General features: G+C 60.0%; 16 protein-coding genes and 1 tRNA gene. 2 read left to right on the forward strand and 15 right to left on the reverse strand.

From position 1 onward, the window contains the following. Window positions 1-250: 250 nt before the first annotated feature. Both BLO97_RS09405 and BLO97_RS09410 read left to right on the forward strand, forming a co-directional pair. Window positions 251-1,438 (forward strand): cyanate transporter, encoded by a 1,188-nt coding sequence (locus BLO97_RS09405; protein WP_063324619.1) that lies wholly within the window; start codon window positions 251-253, stop codon window positions 1,436-1,438. A gap of 97 nt (window positions 1,439-1,535) precedes the next feature. Further along, complete coding sequence (locus tag BLO97_RS09410; RefSeq protein WP_092145122.1) at window positions 1,536-2,966, forward strand: hypothetical protein; 1,431 nt, start codon at window positions 1,536-1,538, stop codon at window positions 2,964-2,966. Between the two features lie 149 nt (window positions 2,967-3,115). On the opposite strand, the gene BLO97_RS09415 is transcribed toward BLO97_RS09410, so the two are convergent. From BLO97_RS09415 to aspS, 15 genes are all read right to left on the reverse strand, one after another. Then, a tRNA-Lys gene (locus BLO97_RS09415) sits at window positions 3,116-3,191 on the reverse strand. 63 nt (window positions 3,192-3,254) lie between these two features. Further along, window positions 3,255-3,929, reverse strand: a complete 675-nt coding sequence (gene queC, locus BLO97_RS09420; protein ID WP_170862027.1) for a 7-cyano-7-deazaguanine synthase QueC — start codon at window positions 3,927-3,929, stop codon at window positions 3,255-3,257. A gap of 19 nt (window positions 3,930-3,948) precedes the next feature. Then, window positions 3,949-4,596: a 7-carboxy-7-deazaguanine synthase QueE gene (gene queE / locus BLO97_RS09425; RefSeq protein WP_063324616.1), complete on the reverse strand. Its 648-nt coding sequence runs from the start codon at window positions 4,594-4,596 to the stop codon at window positions 3,949-3,951. A gap of 166 nt (window positions 4,597-4,762) precedes the next feature. Next, window positions 4,763-5,602, reverse strand: coding sequence for a tol-pal system protein YbgF (gene ybgF, locus BLO97_RS09430; protein WP_092345655.1), 840 nt, complete (start codon window positions 5,600-5,602; stop codon window positions 4,763-4,765). Between the two features lie 6 nt (window positions 5,603-5,608). Next, window positions 5,609-6,106 (reverse strand): peptidoglycan-associated lipoprotein Pal, encoded by a 498-nt coding sequence (gene pal / locus BLO97_RS09435; protein WP_003178634.1) that lies wholly within the window; start codon window positions 6,104-6,106, stop codon window positions 5,609-5,611. Between the two features lie 52 nt (window positions 6,107-6,158). Continuing rightward, window positions 6,159-7,460, reverse strand: coding sequence for a Tol-Pal system beta propeller repeat protein TolB (gene tolB, locus BLO97_RS09440; protein ID WP_063324614.1), 1,302 nt, complete (start codon window positions 7,458-7,460; stop codon window positions 6,159-6,161). Beyond that, on the reverse strand, window positions 7,457-8,515 hold the full coding sequence (gene tolA / locus BLO97_RS09445) for a cell envelope integrity protein TolA (protein ID WP_092345657.1): 1,059 nt from the start codon (window positions 8,513-8,515) through the stop codon (window positions 7,457-7,459). The genes tolB and tolA overlap by 4 nt, the downstream gene beginning before the upstream one ends. Further along, the gene (gene tolR / locus BLO97_RS09450; protein ID WP_161798348.1) at window positions 8,515-8,967 is read right to left on the reverse strand and encodes a protein TolR; all 453 of its coding nucleotides are present in this window, start codon (window positions 8,965-8,967) and stop codon (window positions 8,515-8,517) included. Before tolR ends, tolA begins: the two co-directional genes overlap by 1 nt. A 23-nt stretch (window positions 8,968-8,990) precedes the next feature. Beyond that, window positions 8,991-9,686, reverse strand: coding sequence for a protein TolQ (gene tolQ, locus BLO97_RS09455; protein WP_014339916.1), 696 nt, complete (start codon window positions 9,684-9,686; stop codon window positions 8,991-8,993). Then, a complete protein-coding gene (ybgC, locus tag BLO97_RS09460; protein WP_025215227.1) occupies window positions 9,676-10,143 on the reverse strand; it encodes a tol-pal system-associated acyl-CoA thioesterase in 468 nt (155 codons plus the stop codon). Before ybgC ends, tolQ begins: the two co-directional genes overlap by 11 nt. 127 nt (window positions 10,144-10,270) lie before the next feature. After that, a complete protein-coding gene (gene ruvB, locus BLO97_RS09465) occupies window positions 10,271-11,332 on the reverse strand; it encodes a Holliday junction branch migration DNA helicase RuvB (protein WP_003178599.1) in 1,062 nt (353 codons plus the stop codon). Continuing rightward, window positions 11,333-11,941 carry a Holliday junction branch migration protein RuvA gene (ruvA, locus tag BLO97_RS09470; RefSeq protein WP_058542614.1) on the reverse strand — a complete coding sequence of 203 codons (609 nt, stop codon included), beginning with the start codon at window positions 11,939-11,941 and terminating at the stop codon, window positions 11,333-11,335. 113 nt (window positions 11,942-12,054) lie between these two features. Continuing rightward, a complete protein-coding gene (gene ruvC / locus BLO97_RS09475) occupies window positions 12,055-12,579 on the reverse strand; it encodes a crossover junction endodeoxyribonuclease RuvC (protein WP_092345659.1) in 525 nt (174 codons plus the stop codon). 181 nt (window positions 12,580-12,760) lie between these two features. Continuing rightward, window positions 12,761-13,507 carry a YebC/PmpR family DNA-binding transcriptional regulator gene (locus BLO97_RS09480; RefSeq protein WP_018614256.1) on the reverse strand — a complete coding sequence of 249 codons (747 nt, stop codon included), beginning with the start codon at window positions 13,505-13,507 and terminating at the stop codon, window positions 12,761-12,763. 120 nt (window positions 13,508-13,627) lie between these two features. Then, window positions 13,628-15,403 carry an aspartate--tRNA ligase gene (gene aspS / locus BLO97_RS09485; protein WP_058542615.1) on the reverse strand — a complete coding sequence of 592 codons (1,776 nt, stop codon included), beginning with the start codon at window positions 15,401-15,403 and terminating at the stop codon, window positions 13,628-13,630. Between the last annotated feature and the right edge of the window lie 22 nt (window positions 15,404-15,425).

Here is a 15,425-nt window from a genome sequence, read left to right on the forward strand (position 1 = left end):
GTGAACGACTATTGTGTGGCGAGGGAGCTTGCTCCCGCTGGGTTGCGAAGCAGCCCCCTGGTTTGCCTGACACACCGCAAGGGGCCGCTACGCGCCCCAGCGGGAGCAAGCTCCCTCGCCACACAAAAACTCTGATCCCTTCACTGATTGCGTGCCGTATTTAATTTTTCGATACGCCCTGCCAGTTTTCAGTTTGCCCATGACAGGCCGCCCCAGCCTAAATGCCCTTTTGTCCAGCAAAGGCGGCTCCATGGAAAACATTCGAACCTCAACCACCCACGCCATCTGGCTGATGGTCAGCATCGTCTTGGTGGCGCTGAACCTGCGACCCTCAATGGCGGCGGTCGGGCCCTTGTTGTCGGCCATTCGCGGCGAGGTGCCCTTGAGTTTCAGTACCGCCTCGCTGCTGACCATGTTGCCCGTCATGGCGATGGGCCTGGCGATGTTCCTGGGCATGCGCATCGCCCTGCGCATCGGAGAACACCGCACCATCGTGCTGTCGCTGTTGATCATTGGCATCGCCACGGCCTCGCGCTTGTACCTGGACAGCGCCGCCGGGTTGATCGCCAGTGCGATCGTCGCCGGGCTTGGGATCGCCTTGATCCAGGCGGTGATGCCGGCACTGATCAAGTCACGCTTCGCCGACAACGTCTCGCTGTTCATGGGCTTGTACGTCACCTCCATCATGGGCGGGGCGGCGATTGCCGCATCGTTTTCACCCTTTGTCCTGACGCAGACCGGCAGTTGGCGCGTCGGCCTGGCAATCTGGGCATTGTTGGCGCTGGTCGCCCTGGGCTGCTGGTACGCCCAGCGTTCGAACATCACGCCCTTGCCCGAAGCAGCGTCCCGGCATCACGAAGCGTTTTCCCGCAACGCCCGGGCCTGGCTCCTGGCGATTTTCTTTGGCCTGGGCACTGCTTCCTACACCTGCGTGCTGGCCTGGCTGGCGCCGTACTACGTGGAAAAGGGCTGGAGCGAACAGCACGCTGGCCTGCTGCTGGGGTTCCTCACGGCAATGGAAGTGTTATCCGGCCTGGTCACTCCGGCTATTGCCAACCGCAGCCGGGATAAACGCCTGGTCCTGAGCGTCCTGCTGGCCCTGATCATCGGCGGCTTCTGCGGCCTGATCCTCAGTCCGGAACGCTTCAGCCTGCTCTGGGCCTGCCTGCTGGGGCTGGGTATCGGCGGCCTATTCCCCATGAGCCTGATCGTATCCCTCGACCACCTGGACAACCCACGCCGGGCCGGTGGCCTTACCGCGTTCGTACAGGGTGTCGGCTATCTCATCGCCGGCCTCTCGCCATTGATTGCCGGGATGATCCGCGACCAGTTGGGGAGTTTTGAGTGGGCCTGGTGGTCGCTCACGGCGGTCATGGCGTTGATGATGGTGATGGTATTGCGCCTGGACCCGAAACATTACGGACAGCACATCCGCTGAATTTCCAGTAGGAGGACTTGCTAGGTTGAAGATTTAGCTGGTGCGACTTGGCGTTACTATACCTGCCAGGATTTTTACCTCGTAAGGGAGCTACGCCTTGTCCGTCATTCCTGACAGAACCTTCGCTGAAGTGCTCAAGCACACCGTCAAACGCATTCTTTCCTATTGGACCCAGATCACCGTCACGTTAGGCCTACTCGCGACAGGGCTTGGGTTCGTCACGTTGTACCTTTATACCCGGACGATTGGACGAATCGATCTGTTCATGCCGTCCATCGATGTGAAGTCTGCACTGTTGGTCTGGGTCGTGCTGGTCCTGCTGCTGATGCTGTCGTATTTGTTCATCTTGGGGGCGACAACGTGGATGTTCGGCTGCTCGGTTTCGCTTTTTTCAAACATGAAGGACAACCAATCGAAGATTGTTTTCTATCTGGTGTTCCCCACGGTTGTGGGATTTAGCGCGTTCATCTGGGCCACCTTTTTCCTGTCCACATTGAACGCCTGGACGATATTCGCGGCATTGCTCCTGATCGTCTTCGTTGCGTGCTTTCTCATGTACGCATTCACGCCGTTCAAAAGGGTCATCAGGAAAAGCACTCTTGTCCAAGCCAGGCTGGAGCGAGCCCGCTTGAAACGCCTGGCAGCCCATCAACAAATAAAGCGGAAAAAGCTGCAGCAACATAAACCTGCCCGCCCCCGGAAGGCCTGGCTGCAAAAATGGCTCACCTGTTTGCAGGCACTCAAAAACAAGACGACGCCAGCGTGGCGCTGGCTAAAAGAAAAATGGCAGCGGCTACAGGCGTGGGTACGGGCTCGCAAAGAGTTCTGGCTCGTCACCCTGCTCTCGATCTCCATATTCGTCACCGTGCTCTTCGCCGCCTTTCCAATCCTGCTGACGATACGTTCATATATGGAGAGGGAAACACCTGACACCGTCCCCTACGTGGCGGGTCTGTCCTGGCTGACACTCATCTTCACCCTGCTACCGGTCGTCATATTTCATTGTTTCAAGGGGGACATCTACAGGCGGACCTTCAATGGCCTGATCGCAATGATCCTGGCCTTCTGCGCCTTCACATTGCTTTCGCCGGGCAGTTTGAGCCAGATCACCTACATCGCAGCAGGAGGCTTATCGGTTCGCCAACAAACGGCGGAGCGATACGCCTTGCCAGAAGAGATAAAACTGCAAGACCTGAGCGCCACCATGTGGAAAACACGTCAGGTTGCTGCGCAAAAAATAGAAGTCGAGGCGTTCCAGTTGTATTCCTTTGGGGACGTACTGTTACTGTGCCCAAAAGACATGCTGTCACTTGAACTCAAAGAGCTGAAAAACTACTCGAAGTTCTGTGTCAGCACGCTCAATAGCAAGGTTGTGCGCAAACCTCGGTTACCGGTATTCGCCAGGAAACCACAGAAAGAATGGGCTTGCCGGGTGCCCTCATGGCAGATCCAGGCAGGACGTTGGCTCGCATGGGAAGCGCTGGTTTCTGGCGCTCATCGCTCCGCGTCGGGCGAGAAAAAGGGCTGAAGGCCCTGGCAGTCGTGAGCATGGCGACGGCTCCACGACAGGACTGCTGACTCCCTGCCCTTGGGCGGGGGGACACTTAATTCCAGGCAAAAAAAAATCCGGAAATCCTCACTTTCGTGGGCCTTCCAGACTTTTAAAACTGAAAAAAATGGTGGGTCGTGTGGGATTCGAACCTACGACCAATTGGTTAAAAGCCAACTGCTCTACCAACTGAGCTAACGACCCGCTGTGTGGTGGCGCGTATAATACTGATTTCTAAGGACTATTCAACACCTAATTTGAAATAAATCAAAAATAACGGGTTGGATCGCTCACACCCGCCGCGGCAAAGCCTTCTGCGCGCAGGCGGCAGCTGTCGCACTTGCCGCAAGCACGGCCCTGATCGTCGGCCTGATAGCAGGAAACAGTGAGCCCATAGTCCACGCCAAGCTTCACACCGGCCTTGACGATGTCGGCCTTGCTGAGATTCTGCAACGGTGCCTGGATGCGGAAACCCTGCCCTTCTACGCCGGCCTTGGTCGCCAGGTTCGCCATGCGCTCGAAGGCTTCGACGAACTCCGGGCGGCAATCCGGATAACCGGAGTAATCCACAGCATTGACGCCGATGAAAATATCACGGGCGCCCAGCACTTCGGCCCAGCCCAATGCCAAGGACAGGAATACGGTGTTACGCGCCGGCACATAGGTCACCGGGATGCCTTCGCTAGGCGCCTCCGGCACGTCGATGGAGCTGTCGGTCAAGGCCGAGCCACCAATGCCGTTGAGGTTCAGGCCGATCACTTTGTGCTCCACCACGCCCAGGTCCCGGGCCACTCGCTCGGCCGCGTGCAGTTCTGCGCGGTGGCGCTGACCATAATCGAAACTCATGGTGTAGCAGCGGTAACCCTCGGCACGGGCCATGGCCACGACGGTGGCCGAATCCAGGCCGCCGGACAACAGGATGACCGCACGTTTTTCGGCAATGTTCGAATGTTCAGTCATATCAGCGCCCCGGCTCGTCGTTCCAAAGATATTTATGCAGCTGCAGTTGCAGGCGCACCGGCAGGTTATCCGCCACCACCCAGTCCGCCAGGTCCCGAGCGCTCAAATCGTGATGGCTCGGCGACAACAACACTTCGCCGGCCCGTTGGTCGAGCCCGTACTGGATCAGCTTGGACACGGCCCAGTCGTAATCTTCCCGTGAACAGATCACGAATTTGACCTGATCGTTAGGGGTCAGCAACTCGATATTCTCGTAACGGTTACGGTGCGCTTCCTTGGAGCCTGGAGTCTTCAGGTCCACGACGCGGCTGACGCGCGGGTCGACGGCCGAGATATCCAGGGCGCCGCTGGTTTCCAGGGAAACCTCGTAACCGGCATCACACAACTGCTTGAGCAAGAGGATGGCGTTGGGTTGCGCCAAGGGCTCGCCGCCCGTGACACAGACATAACGCGGACGATAACTGGCCACTTGCTCCAGGATATCGTCGAGGGTTCGCACAGTGCCGCCGCTGAACGCGTAGGCACTGTCGCAGTATTGGCAACGCAACGGGCAACCGGTGAGGCGCACAAATACTGTGGGCAGCCCAGCCGTCCGCGTTTCACCCTGCAACGAGTGAAAAACTTCGGTGATTCTCAATGTGTCTTGCATAGTCGCCACGGGCGTAACAGCTAAACAGGCTGTCCGCCTCCGTCAGGCACTTCAAGGAACCCCGCCAACGCGCAGATCCCAAAAAGCGTGTTTCATAAAAAGGGCGTGAATTCTAACGAAAAAACCCGCGACAGGCGCGGGTTTCTTCAAAACAGGTCAAGCCAGCTTACATGCGTTGCAGATCGCGCTGGGCCAACTGGGCGGCGGATGTCCCCGGATATTGGGCCACCACCTGCTGCAGAATGCCTTTTACCTTGTCGGTGTGACCGAGGCGGCGCTCTACATCAGCCAGCTTGTACAGCGAATCCGGCACCTTGGCGTGCTTGGGATACAGTTGCGAAACCTTGGCGAATGCCTGGCCGGCACCTTGCAGGTCGCCTTTGGCCAGGTTCACTTCGCCCAACCAGTATTGGGCATTGCCCGCGTACTGGCTGTTTGGGTATTTGCGCAGGAAAGCGGCAAAAGCCTGGCTGGCCTTGTCGAAATCCTTGGCCTTGATCAAGTCGAAGGCAGCATCGTAATAGAGCTTTTCCTTCGCTGGATCAGCCGGCTCGCCACCGGCGGCAGGTGCTGCGGGAGCGGCTGCCCCCGCGCCTGCGGCTACACCGGGGGCGTTCAAGTCGCCACCGGCAGGAGAATTCTCAGGGGTCGCGGCAGGTGCAGGTGCAACGCCGGTTCCTATGCGCCGATCAAGATCCTGGTATCGCTCCAGGTTTTCCTGCTTCATGCGCGAAATATCATTTTGCAGTTCTTCGATCACACCCTGTTGGCGCGAGATCTGATCCTGCATTTGCTGCAGTTGGTTGAACAGCTGGCCCTGTGCCGAGACAGGGGCCGAAACCCCTCCCCCGGCATAGGCGCCGTTCGTACCGTAACCCGCAGGCGGATAGCTACTCCCGCTATTGTTATAGCCGGCATCGTTATCGACCACAGGAACCGCAGCCCACGCCGCAAGCGGCGCAAGGCTGAGAGCCAGAACAGTTACAGCACGACGGCACGTTCGCATGACGAATTACTTACGCAGTTCGACGCGACGGTTTTGAGCCCAGGACTGCTCGTCGTTGCCGGTAGCAACTGGACGCTCTTCGCCGTAGGAAACCAGTTCCAGCTGAGCTGGGGAAACACCTTGCAGTACCAGGTAGCGCTGAACGGCTTTCGCACGACGCTCGCCCAGTGCCATGTTGTACTCACGAGTACCACGTTCGTCGGTGTTGCCTTCCAGAACAACGCGAGCGCCGTTTGCTTTCAGGTCCTTGGCGTGAACGTCCAGAGCGCGCATGGCTTCTGGCTTCAGGTCCGAGCTGTCGTATTCGAAGTAGAAGGTGGTGATTGCGCGCAGAGCGGCTTCTTCGCTCAGGGAGCCGTCAACTGCACCGGTGTTAGCGCCGTAACCAGCGTTTGGATCAACAGCGCCTTCACCGGCATTGTCGCCGCCTTTGGACGAGCAACCTACAGCTACAGCCATGGCCAGAGCCAGCGCAGCAAATTTACCAAACTTCAGCATTTCCATCGTGAAACTCCTAATGAACCCCAGTGTGTTAAGTAAAACGTATAGCGCCGCGTCAGTTCAGGTAAGGGGACCAGGACGGTTCTCTGACTTCGCCTTGAGCGGTAGGAAGCGGGAGCCTCACGCGTCCATTAATGGACACGAGCATCAAGACTCCCCGGCCCTGCTGGCGGGTGGCGTAGATTACCATGGTGCCGTTGGGCGCAACAGTGGGTGACTCGTCCAGAGTGCTATCAGTGAGGATTTTTACGCTACCGCGCTGCAAATCCTGGGCCGCCACCTTGAAATTAGTGAAACCATCCTGGCGATGGATCATCACCAGGGTCTTTTCATCTGCCGACAGCTTCGGGTTGGCGTTGTAGTTACCGACGAACGTCACGCGTTCGGCACCGCCGCCACCCGCACTGGTCTTGTAGATCTGTGGCTTGCCGCCACGATCGGAGGTGAAGTAGATGGTCGAGCCATCCTTGCCCCAGAACGGTTCGGTGTTGATGCCCGGGCCGTTGGTGACACGGGAAATCGAACGCGAAGCCAGGTTCATCACGTAGATGTCCGGGTTGCCGTCCTTGGACAGTACGAACGCCAGCCGCGAGCCGTCCGGCGACCAGGCTGGCGCACCGTTCAGGCCTTCGAAGTTGGTGATCTGCTCACGACGACCGGTGTCGATGTGCTGCACGAAAATGCGCGGACGCTTCTGCTCGAACGAGACATAGGCGATGCGCTTGCCATCGGGGGCGAAGCGCGGCGACAGGATCGGCTCGCGCGATTGCAGCAGTGTCACCGCACGGGCGCCGTCATAGTCGGAGCGCTGCAGGGTGTAGCGGGTGTTGTTCTCGGAGAAGCGCTCGGCCGTCACGTAGAGCATGCGAGTGGAGAACGCGCCCTTGATGCCGGTAAGTTTCTCGAACGACTGGTCGGCGATGTAGTGCGCCATGTCACGCAATTGATCGACGCTGCCCGACACGCTGCCGGTCAGCACTTGCTGTTCGGTGGCGACGTTGAACAGGGCGTACTGCACCTGCAGGCGACCGCCAGCCGGAACGATGCTGCCGACCATGATGTACTGGGCGCCCAGGGCCTTCCAGTCACGGTAGATGACTTCGCTGGCCTGGGTTGGCAGGCTGATCATGTTCTGCTTCGGAATCGGCGCGTAGTAACCCGAGTTGCGCAGGTCGTTGCCGATGATTTCCGCCATGTCGTCCGGCAGGACGTTACCGCCCTGCCAGCCGAACGGTACGACGGCAATCGGGGTCGCCCGGTCGCTGCCGCTGGTGACCAGGATGTTCTTTTCCTCTGCTACCGCTATCCCTGCCAGGCAGCAGATAACGACCAGCATTGATCGAAGAAGGTTTCTCACAAGGCTAGATCCTCAGGTGTGAATGTCATCTTGAATGAACGATAGGGAGCAAAGTCGCTCGGTTTCATTCCTTGCATTTCCGTCAATCGCCCAATGTTCTTGACCGCTGCGACCGCCGAAGCGTCGAACGGACCGTCACCACTGGACTTGGCGACGCTGACCGAGGTAACCGTACCGTCGGGCAACATGCCGATTTGCAATACGACCGTCATGCCTTTGCGCGCCGAAGGTGGACGAGCCCAGCCTTCTGCCGCTCGTGCGCGAATCAAGTCATCGTAGCTGCCGGCGACTTCATCGCCCTGCTCATCAGCCAATGCCTGCTGGCGCTCCGGCGTGTCGGAAAGCAAATCTGCCAAGGCCTGGGCCTTTTTGTCTTCGGCGGATTTACGCGCTGCGTCCTGGGCCTTTTTCTTGGCGGCGTCGGCGGCGGCTTTCTTCTTCGCGTCTTCGGCGACTTTCTTTTTCGCCTCTTCAGCTTCAGCTTTCTTCTTGGCGTCTTCGGCGGCTTTTTTCTTCGCGTCCTCGACGATCTTTTTCTTCGCTTCTTCAGCGGCCGCTTTCTTGGCCTCTTCTTCAGCGGCTTTCTTGGCTTCTTCTTCGGCTTTCTTCTTGGCTATATCAGCCAATTGTTTCTCTTCTGCCTTTTTGGCCTCGGCTTTCTTCGCTTCGTCAGCCTTTTTCGCCTCGTCCGCTTTTTTCGCCTCATCGGCCTTCTTGGCTTCCTCGGCCTTTTGAGCCGCTTCCTCTTTCTTTTGTTCCGCGGCCTTTATCGCTTCCTGCTCGACCTTCTTCTGTTCCATTTGCTCGACTTCAGTCTGGCGCGCGGCGGACTTCTTCGCCTCACCGGCAAGCTTCTGGTTCGTCTGGGTCGTCGCCTGGCTTTTCGACTTGAGCTGGTACAACGTCGCCTGCACGATCGGCTTGGCCGGTGGCAACTCCGGAGTCATGGCAAAACTGACGAACAGCATGCCGAACACCAGCACATGCAGGCCGATGGCCAGGACACTGGGCCAGAAGTAGCTTTCCGAGGCGGACGGCTCTCGCTGTTGCTGCATCAGGGCGCCTCAGTGATCAAGCCAACATTACCGACCCCGGCTTTCTGCAGGCCGCCCATGGCCCCCATCACGGCACCGTAGTCGACGGTCTTGTCGCCGCGAATGAAGACTTGCGTGCGCTTGCCGGCATCGTTGCCGACACGAATGATCTTGGTCACCGCATCGGTCATCTGCGGCAACGTCATGGCCCGGTCCTGCTGCTTCTCGGTGTCCACTTCGCTGCCAAGGTTCCAGTAGTAGGTCTTGTCAGCCTTGATCGAAATAGTCAGGACCTGGGTGTTGTTGTCCTGCGGCAAGGCTTCGCTGGAAACCTTGGGCAGATCGACCTTCACGCCCTGATTGAGCATCGGCGCGGTCACCATGAAGATGACCAGCAGCACCAACATCACGTCGATGTAGGGCACCACGTTCATCTCGGCGACCGGCTTGCGCTTTTTTCGGGCTCGAGCGATTAAAGCCATTGGGAAATACCTGCTTATTCTTCGCTGGTGTGCACTTTACGGTGCAGGATCGCCTGGAATTCATCGGCGAAGGTGTAGTAACGGCCGGTCAGCATTTCGCTGCGGGCAGCGAAGCGGTTGTAGGCGATAACGGCCGGGATGGCCGCGAACAGACCGATGGCGGTGGCGATCAGTGCCTCGGCGATACCCGGGGCCACGGTGGCGAGGGTCGCTTGCTGGGCGGAAGCCAGGCCACGGAAGGAGTTCATGATCCCCCACACGGTACCGAACAGACCGATGTACGGGCTGACCGAACCAACGGTGGCCAGGAACGACAGGCCCTGTTCGAGCTTCTCTTCCTCGCGGGAAATGGCGACGCGCATGGCACGGGCCACACCTTCCATCACCGCCTCAGGGTCGACGCCCGGCTGCTGGCGCAGGCGAGAGAACTCCTTGAAGCCGGCACGGAAGATCTGCTCGACGCCCGAGTCCGGGTCAGGGTTGCTACCGGCCTGGCGATAGAGCTTGGACAGGTCGATGCCGGACCAGAAACGCTCCTCGAAGCTCTCCAGGGCACGACGACCGGCGCGCAGCATGTTGCTGCGCTGAAAGATCATGATCCATGAGGTCACCGATGCGGCTACCAGGGTCAGCATTACCAGTTGCACCACGACGCTGGCATTGCTGACCAGGCTCCACATGGAGGAATGGTCGACGACGTTAGCTTCCACGCTTTATCTCCTGCTCTGAGTGTGTACCCGCGCCGCTCACGCCGGCAAAGGCCGCACGTAGAGCTTCGGGAATGGCCCGGGGTTTCAAACTATGGGTGCGCACACAGGCCACCAAAAACTGCCCTTCACAGAGCAGCACGTTATCCGTAGCCCGCCTGACCTGCTGCTTGAAACGCAGGCTGACACGGTTCAATTCGATGACATCGGCACTTACCAGCAACTCGTCGTCCAGTCGCGCCGGCGCGTGGTAGCGCGCTTCGCTGGAATGCACGACGAATAACAGGTCCTCCCCTGCCAGCGCGGATTGGGCAAAACCCAGTTCCCGCAGCCGTTCGGTTCGAGCCCGTTCCATAAACTTGAGGTAATTGACGTAGTAGACGATGCCGCCAGCATCGGTGTCCTCGTAATAAACGCGACAGCGATGTGCGAACGACTCCAGCCCGTTTTGCGCGCGCATACTCTAGTGCTTACTCCTCAGGTTGCCAATCGGCCAGGCAACTGTTTTTTCATTCTCGAACGCATTGACGCTCCAGGCGTCGTCTGGGACAGCACGAACTGGAAAAAAGTCGGCGTACAGAGCTCGTTCAATCGTCCACGGCATCGAGGAATTCGTCTACCACCGGCATCTCACCCATTCGTGTCGGGATGTTTAAACCAAAATGCAGATAAGCATGACGGGTCACCACGCGCCCGCGAGGGGTACGCATGATGTAGCCCTGCTGGATCAGGTACGGTTCCAGCACATCTTCAATGGTGTGGCGCTCTTCGCTGATGGCCGCCGCCAGGCTGTCCACGCCCACCGGGCCACCGTCGAACTTCTCGATCATGGTCAGCAGCAGGCGCCGGTCCTGGTGGTCGAAACCACGCTCGTCGATGTCCAGCAGGTTCAACGCCAGGTCGGCAATCGGCTTGGTGATGTGGCCCTTGGCCCGGACTTCGGCAAAATCCCGGACCCTGCGCAGCAGGCGGTTGGCGATCCGCGGCGTGCCCCGGGCACGCCGGGCGATCTCATACGCACCGTCCGGGTCCAGCGGCAACCCGAGGATGCCCGCCGAGCGGCTGACAATCGTCGCCAGGTCGGCGTTGTTGTAGAACTCCAGGCGCTGGACGATACCGAAGCGGTCGCGCAACGGGTTGGTCAGCATGCCTGCGCGAGTGGTGGCGCCCACCAGGGTGAAGGGCGGCAGGTCCAACTTGATGGAGCGTGCCGCCGGCCCTTCGCCGATCATGATGTCGAGCTGGAAATCTTCCATGGCCGGGTACAACACTTCCTCGACGATCGGCGACAGCCGATGGATTTCGTCGATGAACAGCACATCATGGGGCTCAAGGTTGGTCAGCAGCGCCGCCAGGTCACCCGGCCGCTCGAGGACCGGCCCGGACGTGCTCTTGATCGAGACGCCCATTTCCTGGGCAATGATGTTGGCCAGGGTGGTCTTGCCCAGGCCCGGCGGGCCGAAGATCAAGGTGTGGTCCAGCGACTCGCTGCGCCCACGGGCGGCCTGGATGAACAACTCCATCTGCTCGCGCACGGTCGGTTGACCGATGTAGTCGGCCAGGCTGACAGGACGAATCGCGCGGTCCTGGATTTCCTCGCGGTCACGGGGCGCGCCCGTGGCGGCGATCAGGCGGTCAGCTTCAATCACTTAAATCATTCCCTTCAGGGCACGACGAATCATGTCTTCAGTGCTCAGGCCTTTTTCCTTGATAGCGGAAATCGCCTTGCTGGCTTCCTGCGGCTTGTAGCCCAGGGAGATCAACGCGGTGACTGCATCGTTTTCGGCGCTGACCGCAGGCGCAGGCGCATCCGGCTGGTTCGGCACCAGGGCGAACATCGCCGGCACCGCCTCCCAGGCCTTGAAGCGGTCCTTGAGTTCGACCAGCAGGCGCTCGGCGGTTTTCTTGCCCACACCCGGCACCTTGGTCAGGGCCGAAGTGTCCTGGGACTGCACACAACGCACCAATTCATCGACTTCCAGGCTCGACATCAAGGCCAGGGCCAGTTTCGGGCCGACGCCATTGAGACGGATCAGTTCGCGGAAGAAATCCCGCTCGCGCTTGCCGACGAAGCCATAGAGTAACTGCGCATCCTCGCGCACGACCAAATGGGTGTGCAGGGTCAGCGGCTCGCCGACCGACGGCAAGCGATACAGCGTGGTCATGGGCACTTCCAGCTCATAGCCCAGGCCGTTTACATCCAGAATCAGGTGCGGCGGCTGTTTTTCAGCCAGGGTGCCGCGCAAGCGTCCAATCACGTTTCAGATCCTTGGGTGTTGGCCAGCCTTGGCTGGCGAGTAACAGCCCGGGCAGGAAGGCCGACGACACAGGCGCAAGATGCTCGGGCTCACGAAAGATTGCGCTGATGCTATCAGAGACGCAGGCGCCCGCCACGACTGCGTGCGGTTCCCAGGCCGTGAGGCAACAGGCTGGAACGGGTATGGGCATGGCAAATGGCAATGGCCAGGGCGTCCGAGGCATCGATCTGCGGCTTGCTGACCAGTTTCAACAGGTGCATCACCATCATTTGCACCTGCTCCTTGTTCGCCGCCCCGGTTCCGACGACCGCCTGCTTGACCTGGGTCGCGGTGTACTCGGCGATCTCCAGGTTTTCCTCGGCGCCAGCAACGATTGCCGCGCCCCGGGCCTGCCCCAGTTTCAAGGCCGAGTCGGCGTTGCGCGCCATGAAGACCCTTTCGATGCCCATGGTGACCGGGCCGTAGGTCTGGATAACTTCGCGAACGCCGCGATAAACGATCTGCAAGCGCTGGTGCAGTTCACCCGCCCCGGTGCGGATGCAACCGGACGCGACGTACACGCAGCCGCGCCCGGTATCGCGAACCACACCGTAGCCGGTGATGCGCGAACCAGGGTCGATACCAAGGATTAAAGTCATAGCGCCTGCGAAAGGTAATGCGGTTACAAGAGGATACAGCTCATCAAGGGCTTGCAGTGGATCCGTGGCGAGGGAGCTTGCTCCCGCTGGGCTGCGCAGCAGACCTTTTTGGGAGCGCTTCGCACTCCAGCGGGAGCAAGCTCCCTCGCCACAATGATTTCAAACAAGCCTTGAGTGCCCGTCAGCCCAGCTGTTCAGCCACCGACTCCGGAATATCGGCATTGGAATAAACGTTCTGCACGTCATCCAGGTCTTCCAGCATGTCGATCAGCTTGAGCACCTTCTCGGCCCCTTCCAGGTCCAGTTCGGCACTGGTGGTCGGCTGCATGACGATCTCTGCGTCGGCGGGCTTGAAGCCGGCCGCCTCCAGGGCGTTGCGCACGGCATAGAAGCTGGCGAACGACGTGAACACGTCGAACGAACCGTCTTCATGACTGACCACGTCATCGGCGTCGGCCTCCAGGGCCGCTTCCGTCAGGGCATCTTCATCGAGGCCCGGCGCGAAGCTGATCTGCCCCTTGCGCTCGAACAGATAGGCCACCGAGCCGTCGGTGCCCAGGTTGCCACCGCATTTGCTGAACGCGTGACGCACGGCGGCGGCAGTACGGTTGCGGTTGTCGGTCATGCATTCGACCATCACCGCCACGCCGCCCGGGCCATAACCTTCGTAGGTCAGCTCTTCAACGTTGTCGGCCTCGGTCGCACCCGCGCCACGGGCGATGGCCCGGTCGATGATGTCGCGGCTCATGTTGGCACCCAGCGCCTTGTCCAGGGCCAGGCGCAAGCGCGGGTTGGAACCGGGGTCGCCGCCACCCTGGCGGGCCGCGACCGTCAGTTCACGGATCCACTTGGTGAAGATCTTGCCTCTCTTGGCATCCTGACGTTCTTTGCGGTGCTTGATGTTCGCCCACTTGGAATGACCTGCCATAACTCGCTCCGTTTCTCTTTGGAACATTGCCCGCCCTGCGCGTACGCAGTGGCCGGCAATCAGAAATATCGACCCCAATGAAAAGGCGCATCCGAAGATGCGCCCTCTCAGGTGCCAGCCTTACTCAGCTTTTGGCTGTTCACGCAGACGAATGTGCAACTCGCGCAATGCCTTGGCATCCACCACACCCGGCGCCTGGGTCATGACATCGGCCGCGCTCTGGGTTTTCGGGAACGCGATCACTTCACGGATCGACTGGGCGCCGGTCATCAGCATCACCAGGCGGTCCAGGCCGAAGGCCAGGCCACCGTGGGGCGGTGCACCGTACTTCAGGGCGTCGAGCAGGAAGCCGAACTTCTCTTCCTGCTCGGCTTCGTCGATGCCCAGCAGGCGGAACACTGCCTGTTGCATTTCCTTGCGGTGGATACGGATCGAACCGCCACCCAGCTCGGTGCCGTTCAGGACCATGTCGTAAGCGCGCGACAGAGCGGTGGCCGGGTTGGCCTCCAACTCTTGCGGCGAGCACTTCGGCGCGGTGAACGGGTGGTGCAGCGCCGAGAAGCTGCCGTCGTCGTTTTCTTCGAACATCGGGAAGTCGACGACCCACATTGGCGCCCACTCGCAAGTCAGCAGCTTCAGGTCGTGACCCAGCTTGATGCGCAGCGCGCCCAAGGCTTCGCTGACGATCTTGGCCTTGTCGGCGCCGAAGAACACGATGTCGCCGTCAACCGCGCCCACGCGATCGAGGATCACATTGAGGTTGGCTTCAGGGATGTTTTTCACGATCGGCGATTGCAGGCCATCAACACCCGCGGCGCGCTCGTTGACCTTGATGTAGGCCAGGCCCTTGGCACCGTAGATGCCGACGAACTTGGTGTAGTCGTCGATCTGCTTGCGCGGCATGCTGGCCCCGCCAGGAACGCGCAGGGCCGCGATACGGCATTTCGGGTCGTTGGCCGGGCCGCTGAACACCTTGAACTCGACGTCCTTGAGCTGGTCAGCCACGTCCACCAGCTCCAGCGGGTTACGCAGGTCCGGCTTGTCGGAACCGTAGCGGCGCATGGCCTCTTCGAAGGTCATGTGCGGGAACTCGCCGAATTCCAGGCCCAGCACTTCCTTGAACAGGTTGCGGATCATGCCTTCGGTCAGGCCCATGATGTCTTTTTCGTCGAGGAAGCTGGTCTCGATGTCGATCTGAGTGAACTCAGGCTGACGGTCGGCACGCAGGTCTTCGTCGCGGAAGCACTTGGCGATCTGGTAGTAGCGATCGAACCCGGCCACCATCAGCAGTTGCTTGAACAGCTGTGGCGATTGCGGCAAGGCGAAGAAGCTGCCGGGGTGGGTACGGCTCGGCACCAGGTAGTCGCGGGCGCCTTCCGGCGTGGCGCGGGTCAGGATCGGCGTCTCGACATCGAGGAAGCCGTTCTCGTCCAGGTAACGACGGATGCTGGTGGTCATGCGCGAACGCAGGCGCAGCTTCTCGGCCATCTCCGGGCGACGCAGGTCGATGAAGCGGTAGCGCAGGCGGGTTTCTTCGCCCACGTCGGAGTATTCGTTGAGTGGGAACGGCGGGGTTTCCGATTCGTTGAGCACTTCAAGCTCGTAACCCAGCACTTCGATCATGCCGGACGCCATGTTGGCGTTGCCAGCACCGGCCGGACGCAGGCGCACCTTGCCGGTGATCTTGACCACGTATTCGCTGCGCACGCGGTCGGCGGTGGCGAAGGTGTCAGCGCGGTCCGGATCGAACACCACCTGGGCCAGGCCTTCACGATCACGGATATCGAGGAAAATCACCCCGCCATGGTCACGGCGACGATGGACCCATCCGCAAAGAGTAACTTCCTGACCTTCCAGGCTTTCGTTCAGTTGGCCGCAATAATGGCTGCGCATCATGGTAGTGGTTTCACTTCTCGTA

The organism is Pseudomonas sp. NFACC05-1 (assembly GCF_900100135.1).
GTDB classification, from domain to species: Bacteria; Pseudomonadota; Gammaproteobacteria; order Pseudomonadales; family Pseudomonadaceae; genus Aquipseudomonas; species Aquipseudomonas fluorescens_Q.

Coding starts and splice junctions, on each gene's coding strand:
- ybgC (WP_025215227.1), bottom strand. CDS start 10,143: ATGCGCGCGCAAAACGGGCTGGAGTCGTTCGCACATCGCTGTCGCGTT.
- ybgF (WP_092345655.1), bottom strand. CDS start 5,602: ATGCGAACGTGCCGTCGTGCTGTAACTGTTCTGGCTCTCAGCCTTGCG.
- pal (WP_003178634.1), bottom strand. CDS start 6,106: ATGGAAATGCTGAAGTTTGGTAAATTTGCTGCGCTGGCTCTGGCCATG.
- BLO97_RS09405 (WP_063324619.1), top strand. CDS start 251: ATGGAAAACATTCGAACCTCAACCACCCACGCCATCTGGCTGATGGTC.
- tolA (WP_092345657.1), bottom strand. CDS start 8,515: ATGCAGCAACAGCGAGAGCCGTCCGCCTCGGAAAGCTACTTCTGGCCC.
- queE (WP_063324616.1), bottom strand. CDS start 4,596: ATGCAAGACACATTGAGAATCACCGAAGTTTTTCACTCGTTGCAGGGT.
- aspS (WP_058542615.1), bottom strand. CDS start 15,403: ATGATGCGCAGCCATTATTGCGGCCAACTGAACGAAAGCCTGGAAGGT.
- BLO97_RS09480 (WP_018614256.1), bottom strand. CDS start 13,507: ATGGCAGGTCATTCCAAGTGGGCGAACATCAAGCACCGCAAAGAACGT.
- ruvC (WP_092345659.1), bottom strand. CDS start 12,579: ATGACTTTAATCCTTGGTATCGACCCTGGTTCGCGCATCACCGGCTAC.